The following is a 16,977-nucleotide window of genomic DNA, read 5'->3' on the forward strand; positions in this document are numbered from 1 at the left end:
ACAACAATAAAAAAAGCCTGATAAGAATGTGCTACCCTTACCAGACCTAGATTTCTATTCAGTTATTTGGCTTACCAACACAATTTGACGTAGAACCATTATAACAAGTGTAAATGTCCATGTGGAACACGAGGCTCATTGTAATGATTTAATTCAAATTGCTCATGAAAGTATTGAAGACTATCTTCAGAAGTTTCACAGAGTCTTTTGATTTCATCCATTGAGTCACAATCTTCTACAAGTACCCCAAAATCGCGGTCACATGTATAATTGTAAACCACAGCAGAGGGATGTTTCTCAATCCCCATTTCACGTGCAATTTGTTGATCTGTTTGGAAAGATTCTTTTACAAAATCAGATTGTCGGTCAGCTTTGAACATATCAATGTCACCACCAGCTTCTACAACTAATTTTTCAGCTAATTCTGAAGAATAAGGAATGTTATCTACTGCTACTGCCTGTTGTAAACCGAGTAGTAAATGTCTGCCTTTTTTCTTTCCTTGTAATTGAGCTGCCTTATAATCTAATGCAGCGGAATAGATATCTTCAAACAATTGATTGCGTCGTTCAATATCATGTGATGGAATCTCAAATAATTTTATAAGATGGTTTATGGTCCGCATGTTAACTAACGGAATGAAACGAAATTGAATTTTTTTATTCTCAGTTTCAACCAGTTTTAAAATATCCTTTTCTACGTTGAGACAAATGCCCCCCAAAGGATTAACGAACAGATAGATTTCAATCATTCATACTTCCTCCAATTTGACCCTTTTGCAACTAGACATCATTTCTCAACTAAGTGTCCCTAATCTATCAGAAAATCAGGTAAAAATGAAATGATATGTTTTTCCTATAATAACTTCTTAATCTTTTGCTTTTGAGCTTAGCATCATTCGTTGGATTTTGTTTGGTGCAGGGGATTCTTTGATAGTCAAAGTATCCAATAAGACAAGAAAATCTTTTCTTCCTTTATCTGCATCACTTACTTCTAATTCCAACTCAAAATCGTGCTGCTCATTGTACCAACTTTCATCTAGCGCGAGTAAACCTTGGGGAAGTTTTTTTTCTGCTCGTTTAGTTGTTAGATCGCCGATTAAACGCAAATCATTTTGGTCGATGCCTAAAGAGTTCAACTTGTTGTATACATTTCCAAAACTTGGAAGAGTCGCTGACTCAACGATAGAGTGTGCTTCCTTGATTGAAAGCGCATCGTTGATTTCCAACAAGCCAACTTTTTCAGGTATTTTCAAAGTGATTTCTGCATGATTTGATAGTATTCGAACTCTCAGACCCATGTACCGTTTTCTTAATTGGAAATCGGTAGAATCAAAATAATAGTTGGTCTGTGTAAAGAAATGTTCTTTTTTTAGCTGAAAGTAGTCAACAGCTCGTGAAAACTCTTCAATAGAGAGTAACGTTTTAAATTCTATTTCTAAATTCTCGCTCACTTGTTTTTGACCCACTTTCTTTAATTTAATTCAATTTTTGCATACTTTACCTATTTACGTCAAGAAAAGTGAACTATAAGTTAAAAAATTCGCTATTGTCGAAAAATTATAGACAATTTCTCAAATTACCCTATTTTTGACAGCTCTATGGTAAAATAAGCTGTGAATCAAATTCAAAGAAATAGAGGGATTAGGATGGAGAAAGAGTGGGAGCTTTTTCTGGCACCGTATGAACAGGCTGTTGGAGAAATGAAAGTTAAGCTGCGCGGTATCCGTAAGCAGTTTCGAGAACAAAATAAACATACACCTATTGAGTTTGTAACAGGGCGAGTGAAACCTGTTGATAGTATTTTAACAAAGGCTGCCTTGCGGAATATTTCTGTTGATCGTTTGGAAGAAGAAATGCAAGATATTGCAGGACTTAGGATTATGTGCCAATTTGTTGAAGACATTCGGCAAGTAGTAGATATCATTCGCAATCGTAAAGATTTGAAAATCATTCAAGAGAGAGATTACATTACAAATAAAAAAGAGAGCGGTTATCGTTCCTATCATTTGGTGATTGAATATCCGGTCCAATTAATAACTGGTGAAAAAAAGATTTTGGCTGAAATTCAAATTCGAACATTAGCCATGAATTTTTGGGCTACGATCGAACATTCATTGAATTATAAGTATCAAGGCGCTTTTCCAGAAGAAATGAAAGAACGGTTGCAACGTGCAGCTGAAGCGGCCTACCAATTAGACGAAGAAATGTCCACCATTCGAGAAGAAATTCAAGAAGCGCAACATCTGTTTTCGCATGGACGAGGTAAGTCGAAAGATAATTACTATCAAAAACTCAATGATAATAAAGAGACGTTAGATAAAGATTAGGAGGAGTAGGATGAAAGTTGCGATCGTTCATAATCATGAACACAAATCAAATGAAGTTACACGCCGTTTACTCCTGCTTTTGAAGAAAAGTAAAATCGAAATTGATGACCATCAACCAGATCTTGTGATTTCTGTAGGTGGAGATGGTACATTGTTATCAGCGTTCCATCGTTTCAGTCATCGATTGGACGAAGTTAGTTTTTTAGGTGTTCATACGGGACATCTTGGTTTTTATACAGATTGGCGTGATTATGAGCTTGAAGAATTAGTCCAAAGTTTATTAGTTCATCAAGAAAAAAGTATCAGTTATCCTTTGTTGGATGTAAAAATAAGTTTCCACGGAACTAAACCAGATAAGCATTTTTTAGCATTGAATGAATCAACGATCAAACGGGCGAATCGTACCATGGTTGCAGATGTTTTCATCAAAGATGAATTATTTGAACGATTTCGAGGAGACGGATTATCTGTATCTACACCAACAGGATCAACAGCATACAACAAAAGTATTGGTGGTGCTGTACTTCATCCAAGTATCAATGCCTTTCAACTAGCGGAAATTGCTTCGCTAAATAATCGAGTTTTCAGGACGTTAGGTTCACCGATCGTCATTGCGCATACAGAGTGGGTTGAAATTAAGCTTCAAGAAAGTAATGATTATTTGATTACAGTCGATCAATTAGACATCTACCAAGATGATATCAAGGCAATTTATTACCGAATTGCAGATGAGCGTATTCATTTTGCCTCATATCGGCATATGCATTTTTGGCATCGCGTAAAAGATGCCTTTATTAGTGAGGATTAGTAAAAAATGGAATTTAGTTGGACAGTTGAAAAAAAAGAGCCGCAGCAAGTAAAAACTTTTTTAAAAGAGCAAGGAGTTTCAAAAGGTCTTTTAGCAAAAATCAAGTTTCAAGGTGGAAAGATCGAAGTTAATCATTCGGTTGAGAATGTGTTATATAAATTAGCCTTTGGCGATCAAGTCAAAATTACGATTCCAGATGAAAAGGAACATGAGACCTTGCTTGTCGATGATGTGCCAATCGAAATTATTTTTGAAGATGAGCATTATTTAGTAGTCAATAAACCGGCCGGCATTGCATCAATTCCAGCTCAGTATCACCCCAATGGGACCATGGCTAATCGGGTAAAAGCTTATCTTAAAGCACAAAACTATCAAGATCAGGTCATTCATGTGGTCACGCGTTTAGATCGTGACACTACAGGTCTAATGTTGTTTGCTAAACATGGTTTTGCACATGCAATGCTAGATCAGGAACTACGTAAAAAAGAAGTGATTAAGATTTATCAGGCCTTGGTTGGCGGAAGGGTATCTGATTTGAAAGAACACGAGACAATCCAATTACCGATTGGCCGAGATTTATCTTCTATCATAAAAAGAACAATCGTCAAAACAGGTCAACAAGCTAAAACAGAATATTGGTTGATGAAAGGCAAGGATGATGTAGCCTTAGTGAATATTCAACTACATACTGGAAGAACACATCAGATCAGAGTCCATTTTGAAGCGATTGGGTGTCCTCTATTGGGTGATGACATGTATGGTGGTAAAATGAATAAAGGGATTGAGCGTCAGGCATTACACTGCTGTCAATTGAGTTTTATCCATCCATTTACAAAGCAACGTTTAGAATTAACTTCTCCTTTAGCAGAAGATATGAAGAAAATCGTAGATCAACTTTAGATTGAAAGGAGTGGTTTGGGTGAATGAAGGGCAAGAAATGGAAGAGCATTTCTCGTTACTGTTAGACAAGTTGAAAGAACAGCAAATGGCTGAATTTAGAGAGTTATTTTTAGCACTTCATATTTATGAACAGGGACAATTTTATCAATCAATTGATGAAGCAGATAGAAAACAAATTTACAGTTATTTATCGCCAAAAGAGTTGGCAGATATGTTTGATGTTATCGAAGAAGATAATGAGAATATGAAAGATTATATTGCTGAAATGCGGCCAAGTTATGCTGCTGAAATGTTATCAGAAATGTACACGGATAACGCAGTTGATTTGTTGAATATGCTGGACAAAAGTCAAAAAGCCAAATACTTGAGTTTGATGAGTACAGAAGACGCTGGTGAAATCAAAGAGTTGCTGCATTATGAAGACGATACTGCTGGATCGATCATGACTACAGAGTTTGTCTCTATTGTGGCCAATCAAACGGTTCGTTCTGCTATGTATGTCTTGAAGAATCAAGCTGATGTGGCCGAAACAATATATTACGTGTATGTGGTAGATCAGGAAAACCATCTAGTAGGAGTTATCTCGTTACGGGATTTGATTATAAACGACGATGATACAATGATTTCCGATGTACTGAGTGAGCGGGTGATTTCGGTTCATGTAGGTGATGATCAGGAAGATGTTGCCCAAACAATTCGTGACTATGACTTTCTAGCACTGCCAGTTACCGATTATGATGACCATTTATTAGGAATTGTTACAGTTGACGATATTATTGATGTTATCGATGATGAGGCAGCTAGTGATTATTCTGGATTAGCTGGGGTCAATGTAGAAGAAGTCAGTGAAAATCCAATCAAAGCAGCATCCAAGCGTTTGCCTTGGTTGATTACATTATTATTTTTGGGAATGTCTACAGCTACTTTAATTAGCCATTATGAAGAATTAGTAAGTGAAGCAAGTATCTTGGCTGTATTTATTTCATTGATCACAGGGACTGCTGGAAATGCTGGTACACAATCATTAGCTGTAGCGGTCCGACGTCTAGCGGTAACGGATGAAAAGGATAATAACTTTGGCCGTTTGATTATCAGTGAGGTATTGACTGGTTTGGTAACAGGTGCCGTAACAGGTGTGGCAATTTTTATTGTTGTGGGAATTTGGCAGCATAATTTCCCGCTTGGATTTGTCATTGGCATGGCGATGCTCTGTGCGATTACTGTCGCTAATCTGGCAGGTAGTTTGATTCCAATGCTGATGGATAAATTGGGCTTTGACCCAGCTGTCGCCAGTGGTCCATTCATTACCACTTTGAGTGATTTGACTAGTGTTTTGATTTATTTTAATATTGCCAGTCTTTTTATGCAGTATTTTGTTTGAGGGAGAGTATTGCTCCAATCAATAACATGAGTGACTTTATATTTGAAAAATAATAAAGAAACGATCAGCCTGAATTATTTCAAGGTTGAACGTTTCTTTTTTACTGATTATCCTACAATTTTTGTTCCATGAACTTCCTTGACCTGTAGTACTTCGACTACTGCAGCTACATTTTTATCAGAAATACCACCGCCAGGTAAGATAATGATTCGGTTATCGGCATAGTCAATTAATTCTTTTAAATGATCGAAATTATCTTCGATTTTTGTTCCAGCTGGTCCACCATGGGTTAAAATACGATGAACATCGTGTTCAGCTAGCCAATCGATCGCTTTTAATTGCTCTTCTTTACTTAATACGTCAAAGGCCATGTGGAAAGTGATCTGCAAGCCTTCAGCTGTGTCGATCAGTAATTCTAGCGCCTCCTCATCGAGCTTGCCATCAGTTGTCAAGCAGCCCAAAACCACACCATCTGTCCCTATTTTTTTTGCTTCTATTAAGTCTGTATGCATGATTTTTAGTTCAATATCATTATAAACAAAATCGCCGCCACGAGGTCTGATGATTGTCATTACAGGAATTGATTTTTCACCAGCATAGGAAACGACTTCTTCAATAACACCAGTGCTAGGTGTTGTGCCGCCTACAGCCAGATTGTCGCATAATTCGATTCGTCCTGCACCATTGCGGATGGCAGTGGGAATATTGGTGAAATTTTCAGCGCAAAATTCTTTAATCATTCGTTCCACTCCTTGTTTTTTCTTCACAGGCATTGTACCATAATTTTGACAGTTGCTAAAGTCTTCTTCCCGTTGTAAGATAAATAACGATAGTTTATTTGCTGAACTTTAGAATTTATAATGAATAGGAAGTAATAGTATGTTGAAAAAAATTGATTTTGCTCGTAGTTTTTTAGAAAAACATCAAGACCAATTTCATTGCCCAGTGTGTAGAGAAGTAGTTCAGTTGAAGGATTACAGTTTAATTTGCCAAAATAATCATCAGTTTGATTTATCAAAAAAAGGAACGATTTATTTTCTTTCTCATAGTATTCAGACGGAATATAATAAAAAAATGTTAGTTCACCGAGGAAATATGATTCAAAGCGGAATGTATCAAGAATTATTAGAAAAGATGATCGGGATAATACCGCTTATGGGAAATACGTTGGATGTTGGCTGTGGAGAAGGCAGTTTCCTATTAGAACTTTCTAAATTAGGGCTATCAGGTTCAAAAATAGGTTTTGACATTTCAAAAGATGGAATTTACTTAGCTAGTAATCAGGAAGTTGAAGCTTTTTGGTGTGTAGCTGACTTAACGAATTTGCCCTTTGCAGATCAATCGATGGATACGATCTTAAATATTTTTTCGCCATCTCATTATCAAGAATTTCAACGTGTTTTAAAGAAAGAGGGCACTGTGATCAAAGTTATTCCAGAAACAAATTATTTAAAAGAGCTGAGAGCTGCGTTTTATCCTGAAGATGAAGCAAAACAACATTATTCTAATGAAAAAGTTTTAACGAAGTTTTCTAACGAAATGGATATTTTAGTTAATGAACGTGTGACCTTTACTTTTGCTATTCCAAAAGAGAATCAACTCGATTTATTGGAGATGTCTCCGTTAGAGTGGGGAGCAACAGAACAGATCAAAGAAAAATTACAAAAAAATCCATTAACAGACATTACAATTGACGTTCGCATGTTAAAAGGAAAAGTGAAATAGCGCTTACAAACGGTTAATTTGCTAAAAGGTATTGCAAAGCTACGGTAATGGTGTTATATTACATACAAGTTGTTTTTTCGTTGGTTTTTATCAGGTTCCTGTTCTGATAAAAGTTAGTGAAAAGAGCTTCACTAACGTAGCGACTCGCAGTGATTGACACCGAGGCGATACGTTTTTTTTTATGTTTTTTGATGAACAAAGAATAAATAGTTGTGTCATTCAATTGAAAGGAAACTGTAACCATGACAAATCATATTGTATTATTTGAACCTCAAATTCCTGCGAATACGGGAAACATTGCTCGTACTTGTGCGGCAACGAATTCGCCCTTACATCTCATTGAGCCGTTAGGTTTTGAAACGGATGACAAACATTTGAAACGAGCTGGATTAGATTATTGGAATGATGTCAATATCATGTATCATAAAGATTTGGCAGCTTTTTTAACCTATCTAGAAGATCGTCCAATACACCTGATTACTAAATTTGCGAATAAAACATACAGTCAAATCGATTATACAGACAATCAGGACCATTATTTTATGTTTGGTAAAGAAACAACGGGTTTACCAGAAACATTCATGCGTGAAAATGAAGAAAAGTGTCTGCGTATTCCGATGAACGACGAGCATGTTCGTTCATTGAATTTGTCAAATACAGTGGCTTTAGTCGTATATGAAGCATTACGACAACAAGATTTTCCGGCGTTGGAATTAAAGCATCATTATGAAAATGACAAAATAGATTGAACCTAATCATAAAAAAACTGTTTCCTTTATTATTTAAAGAAAACAGTTTTTTATGTGATAGCTGGATTGCTTCATTGATCACTCGTGTAGTTCTAAAGGTAAGCCATCAGGATCAAAGAAAAATGTCATTTTTTCACCTGTAAATGTGTCAGTCCGAATATCTTCACAGGGAATCCCTTTAGAATTTAAAAAGGAGATGGCTTCTTCAATATTGTCAACCTTAAAGGCCAAATGACGCAGCCCAAGCGCTTCAGGATAAGTTGGACGTTTTGGAGCATCAGAAGAAATAAAAATTTCTAATTCATGACTACCCAATCTCAGATCCAGTTTGATATCTTTTCTCGTCGTTCGCGGGTTCTCTCTAATAATTTCAAACCCCAGCTTCTCAACATAAAATTCTTTCGTTTTTTGATAATCAGAACAGTTGATAGCCACATGATGAATCGTTTTAAAAAACAAAGCGAGCGGCCTCCTTTGATAGATTTTCTTTCTGATTCATTATACCGTACTTTTTTTTAGAAGCGCAATCAGACTGTTTTAATTTTCTAATGATAGATTTGTCGTTAAATGGAATTTTCATAGTGAAAATGATACACTAGATAAGATAAATAATGAAAATGAGCCAGGAATAATTCAGAATCAGAGGAGCATAAACATGAAATTATATTTTACTCGTCACGGAAAAACGGAATGGAATCAAGAGCTTCGTTTTCAAGGAATGACCGGAGATTCGCCGTTACTTCCAACAAGCTATGATGAAATAAAGTTATTAGGTCAAACAATCAAGGATATTCCTTTTGAAAAAATATTTTCAAGTACATCTCTTCGGGCTAAAAAAACGGCAGAAGGTATCAATCAGGAATTAAAGCAGCCAGTTGATATTTGCTACACAGATGAATTAAAAGAATTGGGCTTAGGAAAATTAGAAGGTCAATCTATCGCCGAAATGAGAAAAATATATAGTGAAGAAATGGATCATATGCGCTATCGTTTGGATCGCTATAACCCAGAAGTATTTCAAGGGGAACCAATCGAACAAGCCATTTCACGTATTTCTTCAGTTGTAGAAAAAGCTGTAGAAAAAGGGGATGGACCGTATCTCTTTGTTGGACATGGTGCATCATTGACCGCAGCAATCCAAGCTCTTTCTGGAAAAGACTTAGCTGAGCTACGCAGTATGGGCGGACTAAAAAATAATAGTTTATCGATTTTAGAGACAGCTGATACGCCCAATCAAAGATATAAATTAAAATTATGGAATGACGATTCATTTTTACAATAGCAGACAATGGTAAGAAAGAAGCGAGGTGACATCAATGGAGACATTGTTTGGAGAAGCGGAAAAGGAATATGTCGTCGGTCAAGTCCAAGCGATTTTTTTCCAAAACCCTAGCAATTTTTATAAAGTATTATTAGTGAAAATCACGGATACAAATACTGATTATTTAGAGAAAGAAATCGTAACGACTGGCAGCTTTGGTCAAATTCAAGAGGAAGAAGTGTATCGTTTTTTTGGGCATTTCGTTGATCATCCTCGTTATGGCAAACAATTTCAAGTCGACAGTTATCAACAAGAGCGTCCAACATCTGCTAGTGGCGTTGTCAATTATCTTTCCAGTGAAAAGTTTCCAGGGATTGGCAAACGAACTGCTGAAAAAATCGTTGAAATTTTAGGTGAAGATGCAATTGATCGAATTATTGCAGCACCTGACGTCTTAGAAGAAGTGCCTCAACTAAATGAAAAAAAACGACAGACCATCATTGAAACCATTCGTTTGAATCATGGTATGGAGCAAGTGATCGTTGGATTGAATCGCTATGGTTTTGGGAGTCAGCTTTCATTTGCGATCTATCAAACGTATAAAGAAGAAACGTTGGATATCATACATGAAAATCCTTATCAATTAGTAGAGGATATTGAAGGAATTGGATTTAAACGAGCAGATAATATTGCGGAGCAACTGGGCATTGGAGCTGATTCAGATAAACGCGTGCGAGCGGCAATCACGCACGAAATTTTCCAGCATTCTGTTCGTTCTGGTAATACCTATGTTGAAGCCGAGATGTTGTTAAGAGAAACAATCAATACTCTAGAAGCTAGTCGACCAGTTGAAATTTCGTTGGATCAGGTAGCAGAACAAATTATTCATTTGGTGGAAGAAGGAAAAATCCAGCAAGAAGGCACCAAACTTTTTGAGAATAGTTTGTATTTTTCCGAATGGGGAATCGGAACCTCAATTCAACGTTTACTGTCGCGGAAAAAAGAAATCAAGTATGATAAAAAAGAAATTGAAAAAAATATTCGTGGGATCGAAAAACGTTTGGGCATTTTATATGGTGACTCCCAGCAAGCCGCAATCGAAGAAGCGATTAAAGCGCCGTTGTTCATTTTAACTGGTGGTCCGGGTACTGGAAAGACAACAGTGATCAATGGCATCGTTTCATTATTTGCAGAATTAAATGGTCTTTCTTTAGATGTAAAGGATTATACGCAGGAAATGTTTCCAATTTTATTAGCAGCTCCAACAGGTCGTGCAGCGAAGCGTATGAATGAAACGACAGGACTGCCAGCAAGTACAATTCATCGTTTATTAGGATTGACAGGGCGTGAAAAGAATCCGAGTATGACAGCCAAAGAATTAGAAGGCGGATTATTGATCGTTGATGAAATGTCTATGGTGGATACTTGGTTGGCCAATACCTTATTTAAAGCAATCCCAACTAATATGCAAGTAATATTTGTTGGCGATAAAGATCAATTACCTTCTGTCGGCCCAGGTCAAGTTTTACATGATCTACTTCAAATCAATGAGATTCCTCAAAAAGAATTAACAGAAATCTATCGACAAGGGGATGGTTCAAGTATCATTCCTTTAGCTCATGAAATCAAGCAAGGAAAACTGCCACAAGATTTCACTGTTAATCAAAAAGATCGCTCGTTTTTTCCAAGTGATGTCTATCATATTGAGACCTACGTCCGCCAAATCGTAACGAAAGCTAAAGCCAAAGGGTTTTCACCACAAGATATTCAGTTATTGGCCCCAATGTATCGAGGTGCTGCAGGGATCGATGCATTGAATAAAATGATGCAGGAAATTTTTAACCCTAATGATGGTTCAAAAAAAGAAGTTAAATGGAATGAATCCGTTTATCGAATTGGTGATAAGGTCCTTCATCTAGTTAACACACCTGAGCTTAACGTGTTTAACGGCGATATGGGAGAAATCGTTGGAATCATTTTAGCGAAAGATTCAGAAGATAAAGTAGATGAATTAGTCATTCAATTTGATAACAACGAAGTGAGTTACAAACGGAATGAATGGAATAAAATCACGCTTTCTTATTGCTGTTCAATCCATAAGGCGCAAGGTAGCGAGTTTAAGATGGTGATTTTACCGATGGTCCATCAATATCATCGCATGTTGCAGCGTAACTTACTGTATACAGCAGTCACAAGAAGTAAAGATATTTTAATTTTATTAGGTGAGGTACAAGCTTTCAATACGTGTGTTGCACATGAATCTGCTAGTCGTTTGACAATGTTGAAAGAAAGAATCACTAGTGCAGATGAGATGAATCTAACGATACGATTACAGTTAGAAGCCTATGAAGAAGATTTAAATAAGGAATCTCCATTCTCGGATAAAACAGAAAACAAACCTGCTTTGTATGAGTCCGTTAAGGAAGCGAAAAATCCAGTGGTAGAAGAATCCGTACAGCCGATACCAGACAAACCTAAAGCTGAGGCAATTTCCTTATTTAATGAAACAGATCAAGAAACAACAGAGCAAATTGAAAATGAAATTGAGCGCCTATTAACACCGCAACTTGTCATTGCCCAAACGATCGATCCAATGATCGGTATGAATCAAACAACGCCTTATGAATTTATGTAATATTTACTAACTAGGAAGTGACAAAAGTTGCTTATGATTGAGCAATTGAACTAAAACTCGCACAATGTTTTTACTACATTGCACGGGTTTTTTATAGTGGCGAAGCACCTGACTTTTTCATACCGTTTACCTGGACTCTTTATTTTTCAACTAGTTTTTTACTTTCTATAACTATTGCTTGCTTTAAGAATCGGTCGATGTATATAATTGAAAGAACACAACAGGTGTTGTTATACAAAAGAAGGTACGTAATTTTGGTAGAAAAGAGGGAAGTTAATGGAAGAAAAGGGACAAGCAAGAGATGTTCAAACAGATACATTTTTGGCACAAATTGGTAATCATCAAAACCCAGTAACAGGCTCGATCAATACGCCGATTTATTTTTCAACGACGTACGAGCACCCAACACTAGGTGAGTCGACGGGCTATGATTATACTAGAACGAAAAATCCAACACGAGAAATTGTGGAATCAGCATTGGCTATTCTAGAAAATGGTGCAGTTGGTTTGGCAACGAGTTCAGGGATGAGTGCGATCCAATTAGTTTTTAGTCAATTTCCTGTTGGAAGTCAGATCGTTGCATCTAGAGATTTGTATGGCGGTAGTTATCGTTATTTTAAAGAATTAGAAAAACAAGGACTGTATCAATTTACTTATGTTGAGGATGAAATTGGCTTTGAAAAAGCCATTACAGATCGAACGGCTGCTGTTTTCATTGAAACGCCAACGAATCCACTGATGAATGAGGTTTCGATAGAAAAAGTCGCTCGTTTAACAAAGGCTTATGCAGCGCAGTTGATTGTTGATAACACTTTTTATACGCCATTGATTCAACGTCCTTTAGAGTTAGGGGCAGATGTGGTTGTGCACAGTGCCACAAAATATTTAGGCGGACATAATGATTTGCTGGCTGGAGCGGTTATCACGCGCTCAAAAGCAGTGGGAGAAAAACTAGCGTATAGTTTAAATACTACAGGGGCCGTATTATCCCCTTTTGATTGTTGGTTGTTGATTAGAGGAATGAAGACCTTATCATTGCGAATGGAAAGACATGAAAAAAATGCTCAAGCTGTTGTTGCTTTTTTAACAACGCATAAACAGATTAAAGAGGTTCTATATCCTGGGCGTGGGGGAATGTTGAGTTTTAAAATCAAGAAGCAAGAATCAATCAAAGCATTTCTGCGAAATTTATCGATTTTTACCTTTGCAGAAAGTCTAGGCGGAGTAGAAAGCTTAATTACGTACCCAACGACTCAAACACATGCGGATATTCCGGAGGAACTAAGAGAATCTTATGGATTAACTGCGGATTTGTTAAGGATTTCAACAGGCATTGAAGCGAGTGAAGATTTGATAGCAGATTTGCAACAGGCCTTAGCATCGTTAGAATAAAAAATAAGGTTGAAAAAGGACCTCCTTTTTCAACCTTATTTTTTACATTTAAAACCAAAATAATCTTGTTGCTGTTCCGAATGAAAGGTCAGTACTTCTTTTTCCTAAAATTTCACCGTCTGCATGAACGTATTGAGGAACAGTAGAAACGATTCGAAATTTACTAGATTGAAAATGATGAAAGTATTTTGAATGTATGTGTTTTTGTTGAATCAATAAACAAATCAGCCAAAAAATCTTAAACATATTGACCCGTTCCACTAAAACAAAATCTAAGATAGGCTTACGTGGGTCAGCCATGGGCGCGATTGAAACACCACCGCCAAAATAAGGATGTTTAGTTATGGTGCATAAAAAAGCGCGATCAAATTCGAGTGTTTGCCCATTAACTTCAACAAGAATCGGAAAGCCTTTTTGAGTGAATAATACCTTTAAAATAGAAAAAATATAAGAAAAAGAGCCCATATTAAACTTGTTCAACGTCCTTTTGGATGTTGACGTATTTGCTGCGTTGACAATTGCTGCATCTAGACCAATGCCAATATTATTTACTGCAAGTCCTATCTCATCTTGGATTGATTCAGTATATGTGATCACTTGAATTTCTTTTGGAACATCTGCTTTTAGTAGGTGCAGAAAAGCTTTTTCTGTTTGTCTAGGAATCCCCACGCCACGGGCAAAATCGTTACCAGAGCCACAAGGAATATAGCCAATCGGGATATTAGGATCAAACGTTTGCAAAGCATTGAGCGCACTATGCAAGGTACCATCACCACCAAAAATGACCAAAAGTGGGAAACAGTCGATTTCCAAATCATCTGACCACGGAATCAACGTGTCTTCAGCTAATTTTTGCGCGATTTCTATTTCATGACCAGCATGATCTGTATAATAAGTCGTGTAATCAATGTTGGCAGTCTGCATCTGTTTGATGATCTTTTCAGCAGCTTTCCTCCCAGTACCGCTACCGGCATTTTCATTGATAACGAGATAAAAATGTTTCTTCATTTGTTTCCTCCTTGTACAAAGTCTTATTATAACAGACAACAGAAAAATTAAGAATGCTGGATGCTTGAAAAATGAAAAATTGTCTAATACTATTTTTCGTTGTACAACGATTGATTATGAGATATAATGCCTACGTATCATTTTTTTGAGGAAAACGAATCCTCAACAAGGTTCATCAACCATCCCTTGTAAAAAAACTCGGAGAAAGTGGGGAAAACTATGAAAAAAACTGTTACAACAAACAGTAGTGTAAAAGCAATTACTATGAATGGTATTGTGATGGCGTTATATCTAGGGCTAACGATTTTAGTTGCACCTGTTTCGTCAGGACCCATTCAATTTAGAATTTCTGAAAGTTTAAATCACCTAGTGGTTTTCAACCGGAAATTGATGTGGGGCGTTTTAGGTGGAGTAGTTGTGTATAACTTTTTCTTTGGCTTTGGTGCCATTGATGCTTTATACGGCGGCACACAATCGTTTATTGCATTAGGCTTAACTGCTTTGCTGCAAAAAAGAGTTCCAAATGTGATTGCTCGTTTAGCCATGAATACACTATTCTTTACAGCGACAATGTGCATCATCGCCTTTATGTTGGCGCCAAACGGCGGAGCAGCTTTTTGGGGCAACTATGCAACTTTAGCACTCAGCGAATTTGCAACAATGGCTTTAGCCGCACCAGTGATGTACTGGATCGATAAATCCGTTCATTTTGAAAAAAGAGGTTAAGCAATAGGAAATTATCAATATGAGACTGGTTCGAGGCTAAAAAAGTTTTGGGTCAGTCTCTTAAAGTTTTCTAACCAATTTCATGAAATAATTTACTGTTCCTGTTTAATAAATTATGATATGGTAATACAGAAGCAAAAATGTAGAGGAGTTTTATATAATGTTTGAATTTAAAATTGGCATCGATGCCAAAGAGCATGATAAATTTGTAGAAAGCCATCCCTTATGCAACTTATTACAATCGTCTGCTTGGGCCAAAGTAAAGGATAACTGGGGATCAGAAATTGTTGGTGTTTACGAAAATGGGACTTTAGTAGCCTCTAGCTTGGTATTGATTAGACCGTTACCAATGAAATTTTCAATGCTTTATACACCACGAGGTCCCATCATGGATTACACTAATTCAGAGCTTGTTGCGTTCTTTTTCAAAGAGTTAAAGCAATTCGGTAAGAAAAAACGTGCTTTATTTGTAAAAATGGACCCAACGATCCATTATAAAGATTTCCATCTAGGAGAAGAACAAATGATCGATCCAACGGCCCAACCAATCATCGATATTATGATTGCAAGTGGTGCAAAACATCAAGGCTTAACAATGGCGATGGATGCGACGATCCAACCACGCTTTCAAGCGAATATTTACAAAGAAGATTTTAGTGAAGAGCAACTATCAAAAAGCACGAAAAAAATGATGAAACAAGCGCAGAAAAAAGGTGTTACTGTAAAAATGGGACACAAAGAGTTAGTAAACGATTTTGCTAAAGTAATCGAACTAACGACTGAGCGCCAAAATATCTCTCTAAGAAATAGCGATTATTTTGAAAAACTATTAACGATCTATCCTGAAAATTCGTTTATCATGTTAGCTCAGGTTGATTTGAAGAAACGCTTTGAAGAAACTAAACAGCGCTTTGATAAAAATAAAGAAGACTTAGCGAATCTAAAAGAAAATCAAGTGAAGAAACGTCATAATTTAGAAGAGCTTGATTTTTCTCTAACACGTGAAATGACTGAGCTTGAAGAAAATATTGCTCATTCTGGTGATGTTGCAGTGGTAGCAGGTGCTTTAGCCATTACGTTTGGCTCGACTAGTGAGATTCTTTATGCTGGGATGGACGATCGCTATAAACGATATATGCCAGCTTATCCAACGTGGTTTGATGCAATCAATGAATGTTTTGAACGTGGTTGTACATCGTGTAATATGGGGGGGTTAGAAGGCAGTTTGAATGATGGTTTGATCAAATTTAAATCGAACTTTAACCCGACTGTGAATGAATTTATTGGTGAATTTGATTTACCTGTTAATGGCTTACTTTTCAAAGCTAGTGAGTATGCCTACAAACTAAAAAAACAAAAGAAATAGAAAAAGATTGAGATAGCCTAGCAGACTATCTCAATCTTTTTTTTATAATTTCTGTGTCGCATTATTCTTCACCAAACGCAACAACACCGAAGTAACTCCAACCGTAGCTATAGCAGCAACGATTGCCTCAACAACGCCACTAGTAAAAATTACGGTCAAAATTGCTGTATAAATTGCTGTACCACTAGCGCCGATGCTTTGAGCATAGGAATCTTTAAATAAAAAGTAAATCAAGTTCATCACGAGAATTGTATTGGTAGCAGAGCCTAGGAAACCCGCAATAAACAAACTAAATGATTGAGAAGTAGGGTTGTTTTTCGTCAGTTTTTTCAACGCCATAAAAACGAAATAAGGAACGATACCAATTAAAATTCGAGGAACCATTGCAACAATAATCGCTTTCCAGCTCCCTTGATCTGTCCCAATCACTGGTATAAAAGGAGAAAAAACAAAAGATAAAGGGGATAAGACTACAGTGCTACGAATCATACTGATGATCCCAAAAACGCCGCCTAAAAAGGCCCCGATTTTTGGGCCTAACACAATGGATGCAATAATGACAGGAATGTGCATTGTTGTGGCATTGATAGGTCCAATTGGAATAAATCCTAGGAATGGAACGGCTGATAATAGGATTAGGATTGCTAAAAACATAGCAGTTAACGTAAATGTTTTTGTATTTTTCATAAATGACTCCTC

General features: G+C 36.7%; 17 protein-coding genes. 11 read left to right on the forward strand and 6 right to left on the reverse strand.

The annotated features are described in order from the left end of the window. Window positions 1–98: 98 nt before the first annotated feature. Window positions 99–749, reverse strand: a complete 651-nt coding sequence (locus BCR24_RS06500) for a ClpXP adapter SpxH family protein (protein WP_069639749.1) — start codon at window positions 747–749, stop codon at window positions 99–101. Window positions 750–866: 117 nt separating this feature from the next. Beyond that, window positions 867–1,451, reverse strand: a complete 585-nt coding sequence (locus BCR24_RS06505; protein ID WP_069639750.1) for a CYTH domain-containing protein — start codon at window positions 1,449–1,451, stop codon at window positions 867–869. A gap of 195 nt (window positions 1,452–1,646) precedes the next feature. On the opposite strand from BCR24_RS06505, the gene yjbM reads away from it, so the two are divergent. The 4 genes from yjbM to mgtE are packed head-to-tail and all read left to right on the forward strand — an operon-like array spanning window position 1,647 to window position 5,416. Continuing rightward, window positions 1,647–2,327 carry a GTP diphosphokinase gene (gene yjbM, locus BCR24_RS06510; protein WP_069639751.1) on the forward strand — a complete coding sequence of 227 codons (681 nt, stop codon included), beginning with the start codon at window positions 1,647–1,649 and terminating at the stop codon, window positions 2,325–2,327. Between the two features lie 10 nt (window positions 2,328–2,337). After that, entirely contained in the window at window positions 2,338–3,135 is a 798-nt protein-coding gene (locus BCR24_RS06515) for an NAD kinase (protein ID WP_069639752.1), read from the forward strand. 6 nt (window positions 3,136–3,141) lie between these two features. Continuing rightward, entirely contained in the window at window positions 3,142–4,035 is an 894-nt protein-coding gene (locus tag BCR24_RS06520; protein ID WP_069639753.1) for an RluA family pseudouridine synthase, read from the forward strand. 19 nt (window positions 4,036–4,054) lie between these two features. After that, entirely contained in the window at window positions 4,055–5,416 is a 1,362-nt protein-coding gene (gene mgtE, locus BCR24_RS06525) for a magnesium transporter (RefSeq protein WP_069639754.1), read from the forward strand. A 107-nt stretch (window positions 5,417–5,523) separates the two neighbouring features. Here the strand turns inward: mgtE and BCR24_RS06530 are convergent, their stop codons facing one another. Next, window positions 5,524–6,156: a copper homeostasis protein CutC gene (locus BCR24_RS06530; RefSeq protein ID WP_069639755.1), complete on the reverse strand. Its 633-nt coding sequence runs from the start codon at window positions 6,154–6,156 to the stop codon at window positions 5,524–5,526. Window positions 6,157–6,295: 139 nt separating this feature from the next. Between BCR24_RS06530 and BCR24_RS06535 the strand changes: the two genes are divergently transcribed. After that, a complete protein-coding gene (locus BCR24_RS06535; protein WP_069639756.1) occupies window positions 6,296–7,141 on the forward strand; it encodes a methyltransferase domain-containing protein in 846 nt (281 codons plus the stop codon). 242 nt (window positions 7,142–7,383) lie between these two features. Further along, window positions 7,384–7,890 (forward strand): tRNA (uridine(34)/cytosine(34)/5-carboxymethylaminomethyluridine(34)-2'-O)-methyltransferase TrmL, encoded by a 507-nt coding sequence (gene trmL / locus BCR24_RS06540; protein ID WP_069639757.1) that lies wholly within the window; start codon window positions 7,384–7,386, stop codon window positions 7,888–7,890. Between the two features lie 78 nt (window positions 7,891–7,968). Here the strand turns inward: trmL and gloA2 are convergent, their stop codons facing one another. Further along, the gene (gloA2, locus tag BCR24_RS06545) at window positions 7,969–8,349 is read right to left on the reverse strand and encodes an SMU1112c/YaeR family gloxylase I-like metalloprotein (protein ID WP_069639758.1); all 381 of its coding nucleotides are present in this window, start codon (window positions 8,347–8,349) and stop codon (window positions 7,969–7,971) included. Between the two features lie 196 nt (window positions 8,350–8,545). On the opposite strand from gloA2, the gene BCR24_RS06550 reads away from it, so the two are divergent. The 3 genes from BCR24_RS06550 (at window position 8,546) to BCR24_RS06560 (ending at window position 13,178) form a co-directional block, all read left to right on the forward strand. Then, on the forward strand, window positions 8,546–9,172 hold the full coding sequence (locus BCR24_RS06550) for a histidine phosphatase family protein (protein WP_069639759.1): 627 nt from the start codon (window positions 8,546–8,548) through the stop codon (window positions 9,170–9,172). A gap of 34 nt (window positions 9,173–9,206) precedes the next feature. Beyond that, a complete protein-coding gene (recD2, locus tag BCR24_RS06555; protein ID WP_069639760.1) occupies window positions 9,207–11,786 on the forward strand; it encodes an SF1B family DNA helicase RecD2 in 2,580 nt (859 codons plus the stop codon). A gap of 276 nt (window positions 11,787–12,062) precedes the next feature. Then, window positions 12,063–13,178 (forward strand): PLP-dependent transferase, encoded by a 1,116-nt coding sequence (locus BCR24_RS06560; RefSeq protein ID WP_069639761.1) that lies wholly within the window; start codon window positions 12,063–12,065, stop codon window positions 13,176–13,178. A gap of 48 nt (window positions 13,179–13,226) precedes the next feature. Here BCR24_RS06560 and BCR24_RS06565 read toward each other — a convergent pair whose 3' ends face one another. Further along, complete coding sequence (locus tag BCR24_RS06565; RefSeq protein ID WP_069639762.1) at window positions 13,227–14,186, reverse strand: diacylglycerol/lipid kinase family protein; 960 nt, start codon at window positions 14,184–14,186, stop codon at window positions 13,227–13,229. A 219-nt stretch (window positions 14,187–14,405) separates the two neighbouring features. On the opposite strand from BCR24_RS06565, the gene BCR24_RS06570 reads away from it, so the two are divergent. Then, the gene (locus tag BCR24_RS06570) at window positions 14,406–14,912 is read left to right on the forward strand and encodes a QueT transporter family protein (RefSeq protein WP_069639763.1); all 507 of its coding nucleotides are present in this window, start codon (window positions 14,406–14,408) and stop codon (window positions 14,910–14,912) included. A 160-nt stretch (window positions 14,913–15,072) separates the two neighbouring features. Further along, entirely contained in the window at window positions 15,073–16,278 is a 1,206-nt protein-coding gene (locus tag BCR24_RS06575) for an aminoacyltransferase (protein WP_069639764.1), read from the forward strand. A 42-nt stretch (window positions 16,279–16,320) separates the two neighbouring features. Here the strand turns inward: BCR24_RS06575 and BCR24_RS06580 are convergent, their stop codons facing one another. Next, complete coding sequence (locus BCR24_RS06580; RefSeq protein WP_069639765.1) at window positions 16,321–16,965, reverse strand: ECF transporter S component; 645 nt, start codon at window positions 16,963–16,965, stop codon at window positions 16,321–16,323. Window positions 16,966–16,977: the final 12 nt, after the last annotated feature.

The sequence above is a fragment of the Enterococcus ureilyticus genome, from assembly GCF_001730315.1.
Lineage (GTDB): Bacteria > Bacillota > Bacilli > Lactobacillales > Enterococcaceae > Enterococcus_L > Enterococcus_L ureilyticus.

What these genes read in the sequence shown, in the direction of transcription:
- BCR24_RS06580 (WP_069639765.1), bottom strand. Translation starts at nt 16,965, where the DNA reads ATGAAAAATACAAAAACATTTACGTTAACTGCTATGTTTTTAGCAATC.
- BCR24_RS06530 (WP_069639755.1), bottom strand. Translation starts at nt 6,156, where the DNA reads ATGATTAAAGAATTTTGCGCTGAAAATTTCACCAATATTCCCACTGCC.
- BCR24_RS06565 (WP_069639762.1), bottom strand. Translation starts at nt 14,186, where the DNA reads ATGAAGAAACATTTTTATCTCGTTATCAATGAAAATGCCGGTAGCGGT.
- recD2 (WP_069639760.1), top strand. Translation starts at nt 9,207, where the DNA reads ATGGAGACATTGTTTGGAGAAGCGGAAAAGGAATATGTCGTCGGTCAA.
- BCR24_RS06520 (WP_069639753.1), top strand. Translation starts at nt 3,142, where the DNA reads ATGGAATTTAGTTGGACAGTTGAAAAAAAAGAGCCGCAGCAAGTAAAA.
- BCR24_RS06550 (WP_069639759.1), top strand. Translation starts at nt 8,546, where the DNA reads ATGAAATTATATTTTACTCGTCACGGAAAAACGGAATGGAATCAAGAG.
- BCR24_RS06575 (WP_069639764.1), top strand. Translation starts at nt 15,073, where the DNA reads ATGTTTGAATTTAAAATTGGCATCGATGCCAAAGAGCATGATAAATTT.
- BCR24_RS06500 (WP_069639749.1), bottom strand. Translation starts at nt 749, where the DNA reads ATGATTGAAATCTATCTGTTCGTTAATCCTTTGGGGGGCATTTGTCTC.
- yjbM (WP_069639751.1), top strand. Translation starts at nt 1,647, where the DNA reads ATGGAGAAAGAGTGGGAGCTTTTTCTGGCACCGTATGAACAGGCTGTT.
- BCR24_RS06515 (WP_069639752.1), top strand. Translation starts at nt 2,338, where the DNA reads ATGAAAGTTGCGATCGTTCATAATCATGAACACAAATCAAATGAAGTT.
- BCR24_RS06560 (WP_069639761.1), top strand. Translation starts at nt 12,063, where the DNA reads ATGGAAGAAAAGGGACAAGCAAGAGATGTTCAAACAGATACATTTTTG.
- BCR24_RS06570 (WP_069639763.1), top strand. Translation starts at nt 14,406, where the DNA reads ATGAAAAAAACTGTTACAACAAACAGTAGTGTAAAAGCAATTACTATG.
- BCR24_RS06535 (WP_069639756.1), top strand. Translation starts at nt 6,296, where the DNA reads ATGTTGAAAAAAATTGATTTTGCTCGTAGTTTTTTAGAAAAACATCAA.
- trmL (WP_069639757.1), top strand. Translation starts at nt 7,384, where the DNA reads ATGACAAATCATATTGTATTATTTGAACCTCAAATTCCTGCGAATACG.